Annotated in this window: 18 protein-coding genes and 1 rRNA gene; all 19 read left to right on the forward strand. The window is 26.8% G+C overall.

Annotated elements, in window-relative coordinates:
• The first annotated feature begins 19 nt into the window (after positions 1-19).
• Positions 20-607: a LysE family transporter gene (locus tag IC218_RS15020; RefSeq protein ID WP_227436633.1), complete on the forward strand. Its 588-nt coding sequence runs from the start codon at positions 20-22 to the stop codon at positions 605-607.
• Between the two features lie 343 nt (positions 608-950).
• Entirely contained in the window at positions 951-1,640 is a 690-nt protein-coding gene (locus IC218_RS15025; RefSeq protein ID WP_227436630.1) for a polyphosphate polymerase domain-containing protein, read from the forward strand.
• A 77-nt stretch (positions 1,641-1,717) separates the two neighbouring features.
• On the forward strand, positions 1,718-2,392 hold the full coding sequence (locus tag IC218_RS15030; RefSeq protein WP_407812130.1) for a DUF4956 domain-containing protein: 675 nt from the start codon (positions 1,718-1,720) through the stop codon (positions 2,390-2,392).
• A 16-nt stretch (positions 2,393-2,408) separates the two neighbouring features.
• Positions 2,409-4,304 carry a CotH kinase family protein gene (locus IC218_RS15035; protein WP_227824784.1) on the forward strand — a complete coding sequence of 632 codons (1,896 nt, stop codon included), beginning with the start codon at positions 2,409-2,411 and terminating at the stop codon, positions 4,302-4,304.
• Positions 4,305-4,716: 412 nt separating this feature from the next.
• Complete coding sequence (locus tag IC218_RS15040) at positions 4,717-4,980, forward strand: ABC transporter permease subunit (protein WP_227824795.1); 264 nt, start codon at positions 4,717-4,719, stop codon at positions 4,978-4,980.
• 306 nt (positions 4,981-5,286) lie between these two features.
• A complete protein-coding gene (locus tag IC218_RS15045; RefSeq protein WP_227436626.1) occupies positions 5,287-5,976 on the forward strand; it encodes a YczE/YyaS/YitT family protein in 690 nt (229 codons plus the stop codon).
• Between the two features lie 430 nt (positions 5,977-6,406).
• Positions 6,407-6,946 carry a helix-turn-helix domain-containing protein gene (locus tag IC218_RS15050; RefSeq protein ID WP_021383760.1) on the forward strand — a complete coding sequence of 180 codons (540 nt, stop codon included), beginning with the start codon at positions 6,407-6,409 and terminating at the stop codon, positions 6,944-6,946.
• A gap of 18 nt (positions 6,947-6,964) precedes the next feature.
• Complete coding sequence (gene potA / locus IC218_RS15055) at positions 6,965-8,008, forward strand: spermidine/putrescine ABC transporter ATP-binding protein (RefSeq protein ID WP_227436625.1); 1,044 nt, start codon at positions 6,965-6,967, stop codon at positions 8,006-8,008.
• Position 8,009: 1 nt separating this feature from the next.
• Positions 8,010-8,846, forward strand: a complete 837-nt coding sequence (locus tag IC218_RS15060; RefSeq protein WP_227436623.1) for an ABC transporter permease — start codon at positions 8,010-8,012, stop codon at positions 8,844-8,846.
• 104 nt (positions 8,847-8,950) lie between these two features.
• Positions 8,951-9,625 (forward strand): ABC transporter permease, encoded by a 675-nt coding sequence (locus tag IC218_RS15065; RefSeq protein WP_227436781.1) that lies wholly within the window; start codon positions 8,951-8,953, stop codon positions 9,623-9,625.
• The gene (locus tag IC218_RS15070) at positions 9,625-10,677 is read left to right on the forward strand and encodes an ABC transporter substrate-binding protein (RefSeq protein ID WP_227824785.1); all 1,053 of its coding nucleotides are present in this window, start codon (positions 9,625-9,627) and stop codon (positions 10,675-10,677) included. Before IC218_RS15065 ends, IC218_RS15070 begins: the two co-directional genes overlap by 1 nt.
• Before the next feature lie 338 nt (positions 10,678-11,015).
• Positions 11,016-11,864 carry a diguanylate cyclase domain-containing protein gene (locus IC218_RS15075; RefSeq protein WP_227436619.1) on the forward strand — a complete coding sequence of 283 codons (849 nt, stop codon included), beginning with the start codon at positions 11,016-11,018 and terminating at the stop codon, positions 11,862-11,864.
• On the forward strand, positions 11,854-13,518 hold the full coding sequence (locus tag IC218_RS15080) for a DUF2334 domain-containing protein (protein WP_227824786.1): 1,665 nt from the start codon (positions 11,854-11,856) through the stop codon (positions 13,516-13,518). Before IC218_RS15075 ends, IC218_RS15080 begins: the two co-directional genes overlap by 11 nt.
• Positions 13,519-13,567: 49 nt before the next feature.
• Positions 13,568-14,824, forward strand: coding sequence for a glycosyltransferase (locus IC218_RS15085; protein WP_227436615.1), 1,257 nt, complete (start codon positions 13,568-13,570; stop codon positions 14,822-14,824).
• A 22-nt stretch (positions 14,825-14,846) separates the two neighbouring features.
• Positions 14,847-16,928 carry a cellulose biosynthesis cyclic di-GMP-binding regulatory protein BcsB gene (locus IC218_RS15090; RefSeq protein WP_227824787.1) on the forward strand — a complete coding sequence of 694 codons (2,082 nt, stop codon included), beginning with the start codon at positions 14,847-14,849 and terminating at the stop codon, positions 16,926-16,928.
• Between the two features lie 37 nt (positions 16,929-16,965).
• Positions 16,966-18,051, forward strand: coding sequence for a glycoside hydrolase family 113 (locus IC218_RS15095; RefSeq protein WP_227436611.1), 1,086 nt, complete (start codon positions 16,966-16,968; stop codon positions 18,049-18,051).
• Between the two features lie 57 nt (positions 18,052-18,108).
• Positions 18,109-19,218, forward strand: coding sequence for a non-hydrolyzing UDP-N-acetylglucosamine 2-epimerase (gene wecB / locus IC218_RS15100; RefSeq protein WP_227824788.1), 1,110 nt, complete (start codon positions 18,109-18,111; stop codon positions 19,216-19,218).
• A 121-nt stretch (positions 19,219-19,339) separates the two neighbouring features.
• Positions 19,340-20,314 (forward strand): glycoside hydrolase family 73 protein, encoded by a 975-nt coding sequence (locus tag IC218_RS15105; protein WP_227482915.1) that lies wholly within the window; start codon positions 19,340-19,342, stop codon positions 20,312-20,314.
• Between the two features lie 242 nt (positions 20,315-20,556).
• A 16S ribosomal RNA gene (locus IC218_RS15110) occupies positions 20,557-20,618 on the forward strand; the annotation flags it as partial.

Below are 20,618 nucleotides of genomic sequence, written 5' to 3' on the forward strand. Positions count from 1 at the left end.
AAAAGGAGAGTGATTACAAGTGTTGAGTGAAGTTTTATTGTCTTTTTTACCATACGCATTTGTTACAGGTTTTACACCAGGACCTAATAATATTCTTGCATTAAACACAATTAGTAATAATGGATGGAAAAAAGGAAAGTCAGTGGTTATAGGAATTAGTATGGGATTTATATGTATTATGTTTATATGTGCTCTTGGATGCCTTGAATTATCAAAGTTTATACCAATGATTACTGGTATTATGAAGTACATAGGAGCACTTTATATTATTTGGTTAGCAATACAAGTAGCTAAGAGCAAACCAAACAATGATAGTGATGTGAAGAAAGAATCCTTTTGGACTGGATTTATTTTGCAGTTTGTCAATGTAAAAATTATAATATTTGCTATTACTGTATATACAGGGTATGTAATACCTGTGTCACAGTCAGTTGAATATTTATTATCAGCAGCAGTTTGTAATAGTATTGTAGGCATATCTGGGACTTTGACATGGGCTCTAGCAGGAGGTATTTTACAAAAATATATAAACAAGCATTATAAAGTAATTAATATTATTATGGCACTAGTACTTGTTTGGAGTGCAGTAAAACTAATTTTAACATAATTAAGCATATAAATTTAATTATTTAGTATTATAAATTTAGAAGATGGAATTATGGATTATATCATTTTGAATAAGAAACTTGATTTTTTATTTGAAATATTTAATTTATCTATAAATAACATCTTCTTTTTTTTACCTCTAAAACAACTATTCATTGACTATACAGAATCTAATACCATATAAAATTTAATAAATTTATAGAAATCTCATCAGCTTAATCTTGTTTGCCACATATATGCCATAAAGATGCACTTATTTTACGGAGATTTAACAAAGTCAAGTGAAGTATACTCTAAATATAAAATAAATCAAACATAGTTAAATGAATTGAGAGGTGATAATAATGGATAAGAAGTTAAACTATAGATTTGAGATGAAACACAAAATAACTGAAGCTGATGTCCTAGCTTTAAAATCAAGGCTTTATCCAATAATGAAAAAAGATAGAAATGCATCAAAAGATGGAAAGTATCTTATCAGAAGTTTATACTTTGACACTCCTGAAGATAAAGCACTTTTAGATAAGTTAAATGGAGTTGCAATGAGAGAAAAGTTTAGAATAAGATTTTATAATAATGACCTTTCTTATATAAAATTGGAGAAGAAAATAAAACATTATAATATGACATCAAAACTGTCAGCTAGTTTAACTAAAAAAGAAGTAGAGAAGATATTAAAAAATGACATTGAGTTTTTAAAAGAATCGACAAACTGCTTATTAAGAGAATTTTATTTAAAAATAAAATGTGAAAGATTGGAGGCAAAAAGTATAGTTGATTATGATAGAGAAGCTTTTGTCTATCCACTTGGAAATGTAAGAGTTACAATCGATAGCAATATTAAGACTTCTGTAAATTCAGTCAATTTATTCAATAAAGAATTGCCAACAGTATCAGTTATTGATGAAAATATGACTGTATTAGAAGTTAAATATGATGAGTTTATACCAGATTTTATAAAAGATTTGGTTCAGATTAATAAAACTACTTCTACAGCAGTTTCAAAGTATGCATCAAGTAGATTGTATATATAGGATTTAAATTCAAATTTTAGGTAAAGAGCGTCCAAATAAAATAAAAAAATTAAAAAATAGGAAGGATGATTTTAGTTATGACGTTTAACGATATTTTTAAATCAAGTTTTATAGAAAATGTATCAGGTTTTTCATTTGTAGATAGTGCTTTAGCTCTAGGTTCAGCATTTTTAGTAGGTTTGTTTATATATATGATTTACAAAAAAACCTATATGGGTATTATGTATTCTCGACCATTTAATGTGTCACTTGTAGCACTTACAATGCTTACAACTTTCGTAATATTGGCAGTTACATCAAATGTAGTTTTATCTCTAGGTATGGTTGGTGCTTTATCTATAGTAAGATTTAGAACAGCAATTAAAGACCCAATGGATTTGGTATTTCTATTTTGGTCATTAGGCTCAGGTATAGTTTTAGGTGCAGGTTTGATTCCATTAGCTGTTATGGGCTCAATAATCATGGGATTGATTCTAATATTCTTTTCAAACAAAACAATATCTGAAACACCATATATATTGATGGTAAATTGTAATAATGAGAATTCAGAAGATATTGCAACTGACAAAATTAAAAAAGTATTTTCTAAATATCAAATAAAATCAAAAAGTGTTACACCAGAAAAAGGTATAGAATTGGTATTTGAAGTAAGAATGAAAGACGGAGAAACAAGTCTTATAAATGACTTAAGCCAAGTCGATGGAGTTACTAATGCAGTTCTTGTAAGTTATAATGGTGACTATGTAGCATAGAGAGGAGTAATCTTTTATGAAAGATAAAAAATTTACCCTTCTTATCTCAATTATGGTTATATTTTTATGTGCAGTAGTTGGAGTTTACAGTACATATGGTAATAAAAATGTTGATTTATATAGCAATGTATATATTGAAAAATATTTTGACAGAGACAAGGTTATGGAAGTTAATATAGAAATAGATGAAAGTGACTTGGAAGACATGAATGAAAATGCTATAAAAGAAGAATTTAAAGTTGCAAAAGTAACTGTAAATGGAGACACATATGGAAACGTTGGTATAAGAACTAAAGGAAATTCAAGTCTTACATCTGTAGCAAATAGTGATAGTGATAGATATAGCTATAAGATTAATTTCGATAAATATAATACTAGTCAAAGTATGGAAGGTCTTACTCAATTAAACCTTAATAACTGTTATTCTGACCCATCTTATATGAGAGAATTTTTAACTTATAGTGTCTGTGAGGAGATGGGATTAGCTACTCCAGAATTTGCATATGCTAAAGTTTATATAAATGGTGAATATCATGGATTATATTTGGCAGTAGAAGGGTTAAAGGAATCTTATCTTGAAAATAATTTTGGAGATGTAACTGGAGACTTATACAAATCAGATGAAGGAGCCTCATTACAATATGAGGGTGATGACCCAGATAGTTATTCAAATCTAATCGTTGAAAGTGACAAGAAAACTGCTGATTGGTCTAAAGTTACAAAACTACTAAAATCTTTAGATACAGGTGAGGATATTGAAAAATATCTTGATGTAGATTCTGTCCTCAAAAATATAGCAATAAGTACAGCTTTATTAAATCTTGATAGTTATCAAGGTAGTTTCGCTCATAATTACTATTTATATGAACAAGATGGAGTGTTTTCTATGTTGCCATGGGACTTTAATATGTCATTTGGTGGATTTAGTGGTTTTGGTGGAGGTAGTCAATCTATAGCTATTGATGAACCTACAACAGGTAATTTGGAAGAGAGACCTTTAATATCTGCATTATTAAAAAATGATACATATAAAGCTAAGTATCATGAATACCTAGAAGAAATAGTAACCAAGTACTTGGATTCAGATTATCTGGAAAATATGACAACAAAATTACATGACTTGATAGCATCATATGTAAAAGAAGACCCAACAGCATTTTATACTTATGAAGAATTTGAAAAAAATATAACATCTTCAATTGAAGACTCTAGTGATAATAAGGGATTTAGTGATAAAGAATCTAATAATAAAGAATCTAATAATAAAGATTCTAACAATGAAAATAAGAGTTTTGAAAACAAAAGTAATGAAAAAGAAGTTAATGCTGAATTAACATTAAGCAAAGCCAAAACTAATACGGATAATGATACTCAAAATAACACTACAGATAATAGTGAAAATGAGAATAATACAAATACCAATAAAAGTGGTGATGATACTAATGAAAAGTCAGGAGGGCCTATGGGTAAAGGTGGAAAGTCAATACCAGGAGTTTTAGAAGTTGCAGAAAATATGAGTAAAACTATAAAAGCTCAATTAAGTGGAGAATCTTCTTCAACTAAGGAAACTTCTGATGATAATAGTTCAAGTGAAAGTAAAGACACAGAAAATTCTGATGATAAGATGAGTGGCATGCCAGAGCCACCTGAAGGCATGGATGGTAAAACACCACCAGGAATGGGAAATATGGATAAGGGTGATATGAATGGTAAAAATGGAGATATGAATATAGATAGAAGTCAAGGTAATCCAAAGGAAGCTGGGGGTTTTGGTAATAAAGGAGGCGACTCTATGAATAAAACAACAACATACTCTAAATTAATTTTAGGTGGAGTTTCAATGATAATCATGTCAGTTATGCTAGTAGGTGTATCAAAGATAAACCGAAGAAGATTTATAAAGTCAAAATAGATTCAGATACAAATAATATTGATACTGTTAAGTAAATATCTACTTAACAGTATTTTTTTATTTTAATATCTTTGTTTTTAATAAAAAGTATTTTCTTATTAGTGTTAGATTAATAATCGTTGTAATTTCGTACATTTATAATTTTACAATGATATAGTAAAATTTGATTCTATTAAAAAAGTACATAGAAAAAAACGATTAGACAAAGTATGAAAAGTATAATACGATTATTTTGGGGTAAATGGAAAATAAATTTATATTTTGTAGAAATATCCATAAAAATAAATGTTTTAAATTTAACTTATATTAAAGTAAAGAGTGATGTGTAAGTTTAAAAATTATAAAACTAAATTATGGTATATAAATAAAGTTTAAATTCATGTAAATAAAAATATCATCAAGTAATGTACAAATATTTAGAAGAATAGTTATGCCACAGGCTATAAGAGTAGCTATACCTGCATTGTCTAATCACTTTGTAGATTTAATTAAGGGTTCATCACTAGCTTTTACTATAGGGGTAATAGAAATAATGGCAACAGCAAATTATAATGGCGGTAGTAAATATAAATATCTAGAAGCTTTCTTAGTAGCAGGATTTGTGTATTGGTTCATATTATTTGTATTTGGATTTATTCAAAAGAAAATAGAAGAAAAACTAAATGCTGCATACTAACAATAATATTACCATAATAAAATAAAAGCTATTTAAATATAATAAAATATGTTTAAATAGCTTTTATTATTTAATTATAAATAAAATTGAAAATATAGTGTTTAATTGTAGAAAACATAAATTATTTCTTCGAAAAAATAATCTGAAAATTTGTAACCAAATTGTAATAAAATGGTAGTTATTTAGCATAAAATGATGTATCATAGAGTTAGATTATAAAATTTATAAGATAGGATTTTTGCACGAAAACTGCTGACTTTTGGTATTTAAGGTGAGTAGTTAAATTATGTTTAGGAGGGGTAGATTTTGTTACAAAAAGTATTATGGAAATTTTCAAAGCTGGTTTTAGGTCTATTTATATGTTCAATTGGTATAGTATTGACGATAAATTGTAACCTAGGTTTATCTCCTTGGGATGTGTTTCATCAAGGTCTTTCAAATCATGTAGGAATAACTATAGGGACTGCCTCTATAATTGTAGGCTCTATAGTAGTTATAGCTGATGTTATTCTAGGTGAAAATGTAGGATGGGGAACTGTATTCAATATGTTATTAATTGGCTTTTTTATGGACTTACTTCTATATACTAACTTAATTCCAAAGACGGATAGTGTATTAATAGGAATAATTATGTTAATTTTAGGTTTGGGGCTTGTAGCTCTTGGAATGGTATTTTACATGGGAAGTGGTCTAGGAAGTGGACCCAGAGATGGTTTGATGGTTGCTCTTCAAAAGAAAACAGGAAAATCACTTAACTTAATAAGAGGAACTATAGAAGTTGGTGCATTAATAGTTGGATTTTTCTTAGGTGGAAAAGTTGGCATAGGAACTATAATAAGTGCATTTGGTCTAGGATATCTTACACAAATATTATTCAATTTGTTTAAATTAGATTGTAGTAAAATCAAACATAGATTTATAATAGATGATATAAAATTTATAAAATTGTATGTGAGCGGAGATAAAAAACCTGCTACTCAAAATATGGCTAAATAGCTCTATAAAGAATTAATTAGAAGTATATAGTAATTATAAATAAAAATTTTCTTGTAAATATATAAAATTTCAAATATTAAAAGATATGGATTGCTAAAAAACTATAAAATATAGATTTTTAGCAATTTTTTATTTACTTAACATATTCTAAGACTTTAAAAGCTTTTATATATGTTATATGAATTGATTTATTTATAATTAGAGATACTAAACTTTATAGATATTAATATAAACACATTCAAATTGTGTATTTTCAAAGCCTTTAAAATGCTTGTATTTATTCTAACTAAAAAAATAAAAAAATTAGCAAAAAAGTCTTGTATTATATCTAAATTTTATATATAATTACCTATGTTGTTTACAAATTTTAAACTCAATGTTTAGTAAACAAAATGTTTAGTAAAATAAAACAAAAATTAGGAGGTGCAACATGGATATAGGTGAAAAGATAAAAAGATTAAGAACAGAAAAACAACTGACCCAGGAAGAGTTAGCTAATAGATGTGAATTGTCAAAAGGATTTATTTCTCAACTAGAAAATAACTTAACATCACCATCCATAGCTACCCTTATAGATATACTTGAGATATTAGGTACAAATTTAAGGGAATTTTTTAATGAAATAGATGACGAAAGAATTAGTTTTACAAAAGAAGACATGTTTGAAACTGAAGATGAAGATTTAAAATATAAATTAAAGTGGTTAATTCCAAATTCACAAAAAAATGAAATGGAGCCAATAATAATAACATTGTATCCAGGTGGACAATATAAAGAAGAAAAGCCACATGAAGGTGAAGAATTTGGATATGTATTAGCAGGTTCAATATATGTTCATATAGGCGAAAAGAAAAATAAGGTAAAAAAAGGAGAAAGCTTTTACTTTAGACCAAGAGCAAATCACTATATATCAAACGAAGGTAAAACGACAGCAAAAGTGATTTGGGTAAGTACGCCACCATCATTTTAGAATAGAGGTGTTTAATAAGTGGTAGAAAATATAATAGAATTAAGAGATATATCTAAGCATTATGAGGAACTTACTGTTTTAGATAATTTCAATTTAGATATAAAGAAAAATGAGTTTTTAACTTTACTTGGACCAAGTGGATGTGGAAAAACTACTACATTAAAAATAATAGCAGGGTTTGAGTATGCTGATGATGGTAAAGTTTTATTTGAAAGTAAAGAGATAAATAATTTGCCACCATATGAAAGACAAGTAAATACAGTGTTTCAAAAATATGCTTTATTTCCACATATGGATGTATATGAAAATGTAGCTTTTGGACTAAAAATTAAAAAGACTCCAAAAGATGTAATAGATGCTAAAGTGAAAGAGGTTTTAAAACTTGTTGCACTAGAAGGCTTTGAAAGACGACAAGTTGACTCATTAAGTGGAGGACAACAACAGAGGATTGCAATAGCAAGAGCTTTAGTTAATGAACCAAAAGTATTGTTACTAGACGAGCCACTTGGAGCATTAGATTTAAAATTAAGACAAGAAATGCAAATAGAATTAAAAAGAATTCAAAAAAAATTAGGAATAACATTTGTGTTTGTAACTCATGACCAAGAAGAGGCTCTTACTATGTCAGATACTATTGTTGTAATGTATAAAGGTAAAATACAACAAATGGGAACACCTCAAGATATATACAATGAACCTAAAAATTCATTTGTAGCAAAGTTTATAGGTGAAAGTAATATATTTGATGGAATTATGATGGAAGATTATAAAGTAAATTTCTGTAATAGAGAGTTTGAGTGCGTAGATAAAGGATTTGAAAAAAATGAAAATATAGAAGTAGTAATAAGACCAGAAGATATAAAAATGGTAAAGCCAGAAGAAGGAATGTTAAAGGGGAAAGTTACATCTACAGTATTTAAAGGAGTGCACTATGAAATAGAATTAAATGAAAATGGAAGATTGTGGATACTTCATAATACTAAAAATGCTGAAGTTGGAGTAGAACTAGGCATGGACATATATCCAGAAGACATCCATATAATGAGAAAAGAGAGTAACTAATATGAAGAAGAAATCTTTTTTAGCATATCCATATGTAGTTTGGAGTGCGATATTTGTAATAATTCCTTTAATACTAGTAGTATTTTTCAGTTTTACAAAAGACTCAAGTACAGGTTATGCATTTACACTTGAGAATTATAAAGAAGTAATAGACCCTATATATATTAAAGTATTTGCTCGTTCTATTCTTTTAGCAGGAGTAGCTACATTGATATGTCTTGTAGTTGGTTATCCAGTGGCATATATAATTTCAAAAGCTCATGTAAGTAGAAGAGGTTCATTAATACTGTTGTTTATTCTTCCTATGTGGATGAATTTTCTTTTAAGAACATATGCATGGGTAGCTATATTAGGAAAAAATGGACTTTTAAATACATTTTTAGGATGGTTTGGAATACAGCCATTAGCAATTTTGTATACTAATGTTGCTATACTTTTAGGTATGGTATATAACTTTTTACCATTTATGGTTCTTCCAATATATACAGCACTTTCAAAGATGGATAATGATTTAATAAATGCTGCTCATGATTTAGGTGCAAATAACATGACAGTATTTAGAAAAATTATATTTCCTTTGAGTTTGCCTGGAGTAATGTCTGGAATAACTATGGTATTTATGCCAGCAGTTACTACTTTTGCAATATCAAGACTGCTAGGTGGAGGTAAAATAATGTTAGTTGGAGATTTAATTGAACAACAATTCACAGTTGTTGGAGATTGGAACTTTGGCTCAGCTATATCGATATTTATGATGATAGTAATATTAATATCCATGTCGATAATGTCAAAATTTGGAGATGAATCTGACAAAGAAGGTGGTGGGTTACTATTTTAAAATTAAAGAAAATAACTTCTAATATATATTTAGCATTAGTATTCTTATTTTTGTATGCACCCATATTTGCATTGGTACTATTTTCTTTTAATGATTCAAAATCAATGGCAAGATGGAATGGATTTACGTGGAAATGGTATGGTCAATTACTTCAAAATGAAAGTATAATGAGTGCTTTATATTACACTGTTGTTATAGCTATATTAGCATCTGTAATATCAACAATAGTAGGAACTATAAGTGCTATAGGGATACATAAGATGAGAGGGAAGAGTAAAAAATTAATACTGAATGTAAACTACCTTCCTATTTTAAATACAGAAATAGTTACAGCAGTAGCCCTTATGAGTCTATTTGTATTTGTAAAAATGGAATTTGGTTTTACAACAATGTTATTAGCACATATAATGTTTTGTTTGCCATATGTTATACTTTCAGTTTTACCAAAAATGAAGCAATTACCTGATAATATAGAAGATGCAGCTATGGACTTAGGAGCAACACCTATGTATGCTCTTAGAAAAGTAATTTTACCACAAATAAAACCAGGTATAGTTTCTGGATTTTTGATTGCATTTACTATGTCAATAGATGACTTTATAATAAGTTTCTTTAATGCTGGAAATGGTGTAAGTAATCTTTCTATAGAAATCTATGGAATGGCTCGAAGAGGTATAAAGCCTGAAATAAATGCATTATCAACGATAATGTTTGCGGTGGTTTTAGGATTACTTCTATTGGCTAATAAAAAAGAATCTATAGTAAGGGGGACTAAATAATGATTAAGTTTAAGAAAATAATATCCCTTATAACTGTAGGTATGATTACAGCAACTTTATTTACAGGATGTAATAAATCAACAGATTCTACAAAGGTTCTAAATGTATATAATGTTGGTGATTATATAGATGAATCTCTTATATATAAGTTTGAAAAAGAAACAGGAATAGAAGTTCAGTATTCAACTTATGATACTAATGAAATGATGTATCAAAAGGTTAAGAGTGGTAGCACTCATTATGATTTAGTTTTTCCATCAGATTATATGGTGGAAAAAATGAAAAATGAAGGTCTTTTGGAAAAAATAGATTTTAAAAACATACCTAATATGAAGTATTTAGATAAGAGTTTTTTAAATCCTGTATATGATGAAACTAATGAATATAGTGTTGCATATATGTGGGGTACTCTTGGAATCTTATATAATAAAAAAGAAGTTAAAGAGCCTATAGATAGTTGGAATATACTTTGGAATCCAAAATATAAAGGAAACATGATGATGTTTGACTCTGTTAGAGATACTATAGGGATAACCCTTAAAAAATTAGGATACAGTATGAATAGTGTAAATCCAAAAGAAATAAATGAAGCAAAAAATCTTTTAATAAAGCAAAAGGATTTGGTCTTAGCATATGTAAACGACGAAGGAAAAGATAGATTATTAGGTGGAGAAGTTGCAATGGGGATGTTGTATTCTGGAGATGCAGTTACATTGATGGATCAAAATCCTGACCTTGATTATGCTATACCTAAAGAAGGTACAAACAAGTGGGTGGATGCTATGTGTGTACCTACAACAGCACAAAATAAAAAAGAAGCTGAGTTATTTATAAACTTCTTGCTAGACCCAGAAAATGCAAAAGTAAATGCTGAGTATATTGGATATTCAACACCTAATACAGGAGCACTAAAGTTATTGGACCCAGAAATAACTAGCAATCCTGTTGCATATCCATCTAAGGATGTACTTGCTAAATGTGAAACTTTTGAAGATATTGGTGAAAACATCAAGTTATACGATAAGGCTTGGATAGAGTTAAAATCAAAATAGAGTATTATTTATTTAATAATATTTACTTAATAAAACTGTTCTTATTTAGAAATTATTTTCTAATTATTGAACAGTTTTATTTTTTTGCTTATACATAAATATGTGTATGTTATAGATATATATAATTTATTTACTATAAATACATACATGATAATTATTTTAAAGATAAGCAAATAGATAGCATTAATCTTAAATATTTGCTTGTTTTTTTATTATTTATATATATATAATTTAATTTATTTTTATTAAGTTAAAAAATTATTTACATATTGATTTTAATAATAATTAGAAAAAATGGGCAACTTAATAAAATAATTGGAGGTGTAAATTTATAAAAAATGAATGGGACAAATAAAAAGATAGATTTATTAATGTTAAGTTTGTTTGTTTTTATATTTTTAATTGTTGGGATAGTAATACTATCTATCAGAACAGAAAATAAACTGAATGTATTTATAATGTTATCAGTTATTTTTTTTATAATAATGTTAACTTATTTATCAAACTCAGTAGTTGGTTTAATAACAAGTTCAATAACTATATTTATATATACATCCTATATTTTATATAACAATATTACTCACAATATAGATGTTGAGTTTATATCATATATATGGATAATAGCAATACCAATATCTTCAATTATAATGGGGAACATAAATAAAAACATAAATGAATTACAACTTACAAATATAAAATTAACTGAACAATATAAGGAACTAGTAACTATAGATAATGAAACTGGGCTTAGAAACTTAAAAATTTTTTATAATGATGTAGATATGGAAATAAGTAAGTCAGTCAGATATACTACTACTTTTTCTCTTATGATAGTAAAATTACCATATTATGAAAACCTACAGACTATATTTGGTGAAAGTAAAACTAACAAAATAGTAAAATATATTAGTTCAAATATTGTGGAATGTACAAGAAATGAAGATATAATATACAGTTTACAAAAAGATATGATAGGAATACTGATGCCAAACACAGCATTAGAAGGCTCAAAAGTTGTTAGAGATAGAATAAAGAAGAGGATAAAAGAGTTAAACTTAGATTTAAATAATAAAGGAAGATATGTAAATATAGATGTGAAAATTGCAATTTTAGAGTATAAAGATACTTTTGGAGACAGTATAAATTTTAAGAATATGGTTGAAGAGGAATTGCAGTATGATGTTTAAAACTTACAATAAAAATTTATCTAAAGTGTTAATTGCGCTTTTAATAGTATTGATAATGTCAAATTTTAATATATGCTCATATGCGGTAGAGACTTATTCTAATACAAATAAGGTACTGGTTATTTATGATTCTAAGAAAGAAACATCTTACAATCGAGATATCTTGAAAATTGTGAGGACTCTATTAGGTAGATTTAGCTCAAATATAGAGTTATTAAAATTAAGCAACTATGATAATGAGATAAATGAAACTTATTATAGTCATATATTTATTATAGGAATAAATGAAAATTCATATAGTAATGATGAAAAAACTAACACCTTAATTAATTCATTAGATTCCTATAAAGGAGTCATCTGCTGGTTAGGGCATGGTATAGAAAATCTGTTGGAATATAAGAAATATAACTTAGAATATGTAAAAAAAACAAATAATATAAACAGTGTAACCTATAAAGGTAAAGAGTATAACTTGGAGGAACACTATTTATTTAATATTGTAAAATCAACAGATAAAAACAATAAAATTATAGGAACTATTAGTGATACAGTAAATGAATATCCGTATATTGTAAATGATAAAAATCTTTTCTATGTGTCAAAGTTGGATTTAGATGGTGTTTTATTTTATATATTTTGTGATTCACTAAATGATGTGTTTAATGTTAAAACTTTCAATAAAGGTCGTATATTCGTAAGAATAGAAGATTTACATGCATTTAGAGAACCAAAAGAATTAATAAAAATAGCTGATTATTTAAGCAATAAGAATATACCATTTACAATTGCTTTGATACCAGCTTATGTAAATCCTAAAAATCATAAGATAACGACTTTATCAGAAAGCCCTGAGATTGTTAAAGCAGTAAAATATATGCAAGATAAGGGTGGTACAGTGATATTACATGGATACACACATAAATATAAAAATGAAGAAGTTTCTGGAGAAGGATATGAATTTTGGGATGGGGAAAAAGATGAGCCATTAAAAGAAAATATGACAATTTTTGTGAAAGATAGGGTTTTAAAAGGGCTTAGAATATGTATAGAAAATGGAATTTATCCTCTTGCATTTGAAGCTCCTCATTATGCAATAGAATCTGAAGGATATAAAGAATTAAAAAAATATTTTTCTACTTATGTAGGGCAACATCAAAATAATGATAAAAAATTTAGCACAAATACGTATCCATATGTAATTAGGGATACAGAAGAATTTAACATATTCATTCCTGAAAATTTGGGATATATAGACCCAGAAGATAAACTTACTTTTCAAAACATAAAAGAAAATTTAGATACACTATCTATTGTCAGAGGTTTTAGTGGTGGTTTTTTCTTTCATTCGTATTTAGATATAAAATATTTGAAAGATACAATAGAATACCTAGAAAAACAAAATATAGAGTTTTTGGATTTAAGAGATTTTGATAATTGGGTAAAGGTTGATGAGATACAAATAAGAAATAATGGTAATGAAATTAAAGTCAACTATGATAGAAATTTAGAAAAAAATAAAGAAGATGAAACTAGGTTTAAATCTATATCTAAAATCAGCAAAATTTTAATATCAATAGTATCTATAAGTGTTTTAGTTTTTGTAATTATATTTATATATTTTAAAAAAATAGATAAAAAGAAATTTTTAAAATAAAAAAGTTTAGATGAAGTGCTAATATTTAAAAAGATTTTAGGTGAATTTTATGAGAGGATTAAATGTATCAGAGTATCTATTTATATTTAGTTTATTTAGTATATGGTCTTTACTACTTATAAATATAGTTTTAGCTATGGGGGGATATCTATTTTATTTTAAGAACTTTGATAAAAAAATAAAAAAAATTGATAGATATCCAGTGGTATCAATACTTGTTCCTGCTCATAATGAAGCAAAGGTGATAGGTAGGACTGTGGAATCTTTATTACTACTTAATTATCCTAAAGATAAAATGGAACTTATTGTGATAAATGACAACTCTTCTGATAATAGTAGAGAAATTTTAGAAAGCATAAAGAGTAAATACAAAAACTATAATTTTACTATTATAAATACAGATAGCATGACTGGAGGTAAGGGAAAATCAAATGCATTAAATATTGGATATAAAATTTCAAAAGGAGAGTTTATAGCAGTATATGATGCAGATAATACCCCAGATAGAGATGCACTTAGGTATTTAATACAAACAATAGTTCTAGATGATGAATTAGGTGCTGTTATTGGAAAGTTTAGAACTAGAAATAAAAGTAAAAATCTATTGACGAAATTTATAAATATTGAAACCTTAAGCTTTCAATGGATGTCTCAAGCTGGTAGATGGCAATTATTTAATTTATGTACAATACCAGGAACTAACTTTATATTGAGAAAAAGTATTATAGAAGAAATTGGGGGATGGGATAGCAAAGCAATTGCAGAAGATACAGAAATTAGCTTTAGAATATATAAGTTAGGATATAAAATAAAGCTTGTGCCACAGTCGATAACATGGGAACAGGAACCAGAAACTATTAAAGTTTGGATAAAGCAAAGGACCAGATGGGCAAAAGGGAATATATACGTTTTAATGAAATATATAAAAAATATATTTAAACAAGGTAAAAATAAAATTGTATTTGATATAGCCTACTTTTTTTCTGTATATTTTCTATTTTTAACATCTGTTATTATCTCAGATATTTTATTTGTTTTAAGTGTATTTAAATTAATAGAGATTTCTATTCCAATCAACTTTATTATAATATGGATACTATCATACATTTTATTTATCATAGAAGTGAGTATAAGCTTAACTATAGAAAAAGGTGAGGCTACAATTGAGAATATATTTATAGTAGCACTTATGTATTTTACATATTCTCAACTATGGCTATTTGTTGCTATAAAAGGAATGGTAGAGTATTTAAAAGATATAATTTTCAAAAGAGAAGTTAAATGGTATAAAACGGAAAGATTTTAATTCATGTACAGGAGGTATTAACATGAAAAAATTTGTTGTATTAATTGTATCTTTAGTATTGTTTTTTTCAAATATCGCATTTGTAGATGAAGTAAAAGCTGATGAAACCAAAGTCAAAAATTATAAGTTTGAAAGAGATGTAACTATTGATGGAGTTATAGGTAGCAATAGTACTTTTTTTGAAGTAAACAAAAATTGGGATGTTGAGGAAGTATTATTTAATCTTAATTTTAGTAAGAGTCAAATATTAAATGGAGATGTTTCAAGTTTAACTATCTTAATAAATAATGTACCAATAAAATCGATTAAACTAAATGCCAAAAAAGATTATAAAGATACATTAAAAGTATCAATACCTAAAGATTATATAATACAAGGATATAATGAAATAAAAGTAAAAGCATATAAAACAATATCTGACAAAATATGTCAGGATGATTCTAACACTGGAAACTGGATGGTTATTCATAAGGAATCTTATACATCAATTAGATATAAGCAGAAAAAATTGGGCAATTCAATAAATGAGTATCCATATCCATATATAGAAATTGAAGAAAATTTTAAATTAGATACAACTTTAGTAGTTCCAGATAATATGAGTAGAGGTGAATCTACAGCTGTGTTTAATTTAGCATCAGAATTTGGAAAAATAACACAGAACGATAAGTTACAGTTTGACGTTAAATTATATTCAGAAATGAAGAACTGGTCAGATGATAACATTATATACATTGGTAAACCTGAAAATACAGCAGAAGAAATTTTGAATATTCTAAGTGCAAAGGAACAAACTTTATTATCTTCAAATTGTATAATTAAGCAGATAAATTCTCCGTATAACAATAATAAGAAGATGCTGGTGGTAATAGGTAGTAATGAAGAAGATTTAATAAAAGCATCTAAAGTATTGATAGACAATAGACTTTCTAATCAAATTCTATCATCATCAATACTTGTAAATAAAGATACTAATATAAAGATTGATGGTGAACAAGAATTAAATTTAGGACATATGACTTTAGAAGAATTAGGATATGCAGATATTTTATTGGAAGGTGCATTTAGTCAACAAGCTTTATTTGATGTTAGAATACCAAAAGGTAGAAAGTTAAATAATGGTTCAAAGATTGTTTTAAATTTAAGATATTCTGATAATTTGGATTTTGACAAGTCATTAGTTACAGTATATATAAATGATGTTGTTGTAGGAAGTAAAAAATTAGATAGAGCATATTCAGACAATGACAAGCTAGAATTAAAAATACCTAAAGATATAGATAATAAAAACTACTATCAAGTTAAGTTGGTGTTTAATTTAAATATAAAAAATTTAAATTGTGTTACAAGAGAAAGTAATAATCCTTGGGCATACGTGTCAAATAGTTCTTACTTGGAATTATCGACAAAAGAAAATCAGTCACTGAATTTTGAAAGTTATCCATATCCATTTGTTAAGAATGATAAGTTTAATGATTTAACTGTAATAATGCCAGATTATTCTGGGTCTCAAGCAATGACATGGATGTCCAGACTAGGTGTTAATTTAGGTGCAAATATTAGTTCACATGAAGGAAACATAAATGTAATTAGAGGAAAAGAGTTTATCAATAAATATAAAGATGCGAATATTATAGTTTTTGGAGTACCACTTAACAACTCTGTTATAAAGATGATAAATAGCAACTTAAATGTAAAGTTCAATAAAAACTATTCTAACTTTTTATCAAATGATAAGATAAGCTTTATTGACGATTATGGTAAAAACATTTCATCAATACAATTGATAAAATCACCTTACAATAATCAAAGAAATATTATGGTAATCAGCTCAATAGCTGAAAAAAATTTATATTTAGGAATGGATTATTTATTAAATAAAAGTCAAGGCAATGATTTAAAAGGAGATACACTAACAATTGATGAATATGGAGAAGTAAAAGATTTAAATTACAATACAAAAATAAATAAAGAAATAAAAGATTCAAGTAGAGAATTGAATATAAGTAAAACAGCTAAAGTTTTTTTTGTTGTTTCTTTTATTGTTATAACTGTAGCTATAATTCTATCAATATTATTTATCAAGAAATATAAAAGAAGATAATACAGTAAACTTATTATTTTAAAATGAGGTATATGATTTGAATAAAAATATAAACAAATTTAAATTTAAGAAAAATATTTTAATCTTAGGAATTATTTTAACTTTTGTATTTATAATTTATTTTGTAAATATTGAATTAAAAAATAGAAGTTTAGTAGATAGCCAGTATGAGGGCAAGATTAAATCAGCCAATTTATCTATAGATTATGAAATAAATCAAGTTATGAAGGATATAGATAAGCTAGGATTGAATACAATAAATGTACCTATAGTTATAACTGTAGATGATATTAATTCTGATATCATGTCAATAGATACTAATAGCAAAAAAAAGGCAATCAAACTAATAAAAAAATTAAACAAGCAGGGTATTTCCACAATATTGGAAGCATATCCATGGATAAAAAATGGAGAGTTGTATGAGACAGATTGGAATCCTATGAATAAAAAAAGATTTTTTTATAACTGGCAAAATACTGTATTAAATGAACTTATAGAAGATGTAGCAAATCCATTGGATGTAAAGGTTTTAAATGTAGGCTCTAATTTTGTATACCTAGAAGAATATCAACAAAATTGGGGTGAAATAATAGATTTTGTACAATCAAAATTTGATGGTCTTGTAACATATAGAACTAATTGGTGGTATACAAGAAAAGGTGATTTAAATAGTAAATTATCTTATGAACAAAAACTAAATAATAATTTTTTTGATAAGTTAGACTTTATATCCATAGCAGCGTATTTTGAGTTAAGTGATAAATCTGTCAATACAGTTGATGAATTGGTTTCTGCTTTACATTCATCTACTGTGAATAATAGAGGACAAAATATAAAAGAAGAACTATATAATCTTTATAAGGTTCATCGTAAACCGATATTTTTTGGAGAATTAGGCTTTTCAAATAGAGAAAATGCAAGTTCTCAACCATGGAATCATGTTCCTTCAGAAATTATAAATGATGAAGAACAAGCGAGATGCTTTGAAGCATATAGGAGAGTTTTTGAAAAAGAGGATTGGATAAATGGTTTTTCTGTGTTTTGTGTAGGTAAAATTGATGAAGAAAAAAACTTTTATCCATCAAAAGAGAGTATAAAGATTATTAAATCTTGGTATAAATAAATTTGTTATATAAATAGACAATTATAGTATATAAATAGTTGATTAGGAGAGATATAAATGGATGACATCAAGGTTATGACTGTATTTGGAACTAGACCTGAAGCTATCAAAGTAGCTCCTTTAATTAAGGAACTTGAAAAAAGAGAGCATATAAAAAGTATTGTGTGTGTGACAGCACAACATAGAGAAATGCTTGACCAGGTTATAGAAACTTTCAATATAAATGTAGACTATGATTTAGACATAATGAAAAAAGGGCAAAGTTTAAATGATATAACATGTAAAGTTTTAAATGAACTTCCCATGATTATAGATAAAGAAAAGCCAGACGTAATCTTAGTACATGGAGATACAACGACAACTCTAGCTACTAGTTTAACTGCATTTTACAGTAAAGTTCTAGTAGGTCATATAGAAGCAGGACTTAGAACTTATGATAAATATTCTCCATTTCCAGAAGAACTAAATAGACAACTTACAGGAATTATTGCTGATATACACTTTGCTCCTACTAATTTGGCAAAACAAAACCTAATTTCAGAAGGAAAGTCTGAAGACAATATATTTGTAACAGGCAATACTGCAATTGATGCATTAAAGATGACAATAAGAGAAAATTATACTCACCCTATAATGGATAAGCTTGGTGATGACAGAATGATTTTATTGACTTCTCATAGGAGGGAAAACTTAGGAGAACCTATGAGAAATATATTTAGAGCTGTAAAGCGAATAGTAGATGAATTTGAAGATGTACAGGTAGTATATCCTATACATTTAAATCCTGAAATACGTAGTATAGCCAGTGAAGTATTTGGGAAAAACTCTAAAAAAATTCACATTATAGAGCCTTTGGAGGTAGTTGATTTTCACAATTTTTTAAAAAAAGCATATATGATAATGACTGATAGTGGTGGAATACAAGAAGAGGCTCCATCGCTAGGGAAACCAGTACTTGTGTTAAGAAAAAAGACAGAAAGAATAGAAGGTATTGAAGCAAAAACACTTAAATTAATAGGTACAAATGAAGAAAATATATATAATTCTGTAAAACAATTATTAACAAATAGAAATAATTATATTCAAATGAGTAAAGCTTCAAATCCATATGGGGATGGAAATGCAAGCAAGTATATAGTGGATATAATAGTAAAAAAATTTAATTGAAGATACTTAAATTAGCTTTTGTTAGCTTAATTTAAATTTTATATAAGACAGAATTAAAATATAACGACTTAATATAAAAATTATGATAAGATAAGGAATACAATTAGCAAGGGGGAATAATATGGCTAGAAAATGTATAAAAAATTTAGGCAAAAATAAAGCTGTAAGAAGGTTAAAGCTTGTATTTAAGAAGATACTTATTACTGTGTTTATAATAGCAAGTATAATAGCTGTTTTTAATATAACAAAATATTTTGAAGACTTATATAAGGTAAGAGATATAAAAACTACTAAAATTGAATACTATATGGATGTAGCTGATGAAGCAGGGGGCGGAAAAGTTCAATTAAGCTGGAAGGAGTTACTTGCTATAGATATGGTAATTTATGATGAAGATTTAAGTAATATAAAAAAGAAAGATACATTAAATGTTGGTGAAAAATTTATAGTAGAAGACAAAAATGATAAAGGAGAAAAAGTATACAAGGTAAAAAAGTTTAAGAAAGTATTGAATGAATTGAAATTTGACGCTTCTCAAAAAAGTAGAGCAAAAAAATACATGAAGGATTTAGAATACACATATCTTGGAAATAAGGAACTAAAAGATAGTGATGAAAAAATTAAGTTTATAAAGAAATTAGAAGACTCAGCTATAAGAGAGTATATCGATTATGGTATATTACCATCTATAACAATTGGACAAGCAATATTAGAATCTGGGTGGGGCAATTCTAAACTTACAAAGCAAAGTAATAATTTATTTGGTATAAAGGCAGATAAAGCGTGGAAGGGAAAAAGTGTAGCAATTTCAACTTCTGAACATTATAATGAAAAAATTGTAGCAAGTTTTAGGTCATATGGTTCATTAGAGGACTCTGTAAAAGACCATGGTTTATTTTTAGTAAATAATAAAAGGTATAGAAAAAATGGATTGTTTGAAGCAAAAGACTATATTAGTCAGGCACAAGCATTAGAAGATGCTGGATATAGTACAGCTGAAGATAAAAGTGGGAATCGTATATATGCAGAACTACTAATAGAGGTTATTAGAAGCTATAACTTACAATTAATAGATAATAAAGTGGAAACAAAATAAGGATTAATTCTACATGAAAGTGTAACAAGATAAATTTGTTTTATACAAAAGAATAGAAAAAATGTAAAAAAACATAAAAAAATGTATTGACTTGTTATTTGAAAGGTGATATTATTATTACTGTACTCGAAAGAGAACAAAATGAACTTTGAAAATTAAACAGTAGGTTAATTTATAAAAACAAGAAACAAACCATAAAGCCAGATATTTAGATAACAATAGTATCTGAGCCTGATAAACTTTTATTTGAGAGTTTGATCCTGGCTCAGGATGAACGCTGGCGGCGTGCCTAACACATGCAAGT

The sequence above is a fragment of the Clostridioides sp. ES-S-0005-03 genome, assembly GCF_020658455.1.
Lineage (GTDB): Bacteria > Bacillota > Clostridia > Peptostreptococcales > Peptostreptococcaceae > Clostridioides.

What these genes read in the sequence shown, in the direction of transcription:
- IC218_RS15025 (WP_227436630.1), top strand. Translation starts at nt 951, where the DNA reads ATGGATAAGAAGTTAAACTATAGATTTGAGATGAAACACAAAATAACT.
- IC218_RS15030 (WP_407812130.1), top strand. Translation starts at nt 1,718, where the DNA reads ATGACGTTTAACGATATTTTTAAATCAAGTTTTATAGAAAATGTATCA.
- IC218_RS15035 (WP_227824784.1), top strand. Translation starts at nt 2,409, where the DNA reads ATGAAAGATAAAAAATTTACCCTTCTTATCTCAATTATGGTTATATTT.
- IC218_RS15050 (WP_021383760.1), top strand. Translation starts at nt 6,407, where the DNA reads ATGGATATAGGTGAAAAGATAAAAAGATTAAGAACAGAAAAACAACTG.
- IC218_RS15060 (WP_227436623.1), top strand. Translation starts at nt 8,010, where the DNA reads ATGAAGAAGAAATCTTTTTTAGCATATCCATATGTAGTTTGGAGTGCG.
- IC218_RS15065 (WP_227436781.1), top strand. Translation starts at nt 8,951, where the DNA reads ATGGCAAGATGGAATGGATTTACGTGGAAATGGTATGGTCAATTACTT.
- IC218_RS15070 (WP_227824785.1), top strand. Translation starts at nt 9,625, where the DNA reads ATGATTAAGTTTAAGAAAATAATATCCCTTATAACTGTAGGTATGATT.
- IC218_RS15075 (WP_227436619.1), top strand. Translation starts at nt 11,016, where the DNA reads ATGAATGGGACAAATAAAAAGATAGATTTATTAATGTTAAGTTTGTTT.
- IC218_RS15080 (WP_227824786.1), top strand. Translation starts at nt 11,854, where the DNA reads ATGATGTTTAAAACTTACAATAAAAATTTATCTAAAGTGTTAATTGCG.
- IC218_RS15085 (WP_227436615.1), top strand. Translation starts at nt 13,568, where the DNA reads ATGAGAGGATTAAATGTATCAGAGTATCTATTTATATTTAGTTTATTT.
- IC218_RS15090 (WP_227824787.1), top strand. Translation starts at nt 14,847, where the DNA reads ATGAAAAAATTTGTTGTATTAATTGTATCTTTAGTATTGTTTTTTTCA.
- wecB (WP_227824788.1), top strand. Translation starts at nt 18,109, where the DNA reads ATGGATGACATCAAGGTTATGACTGTATTTGGAACTAGACCTGAAGCT.
- IC218_RS15105 (WP_227482915.1), top strand. Translation starts at nt 19,340, where the DNA reads ATGGCTAGAAAATGTATAAAAAATTTAGGCAAAAATAAAGCTGTAAGA.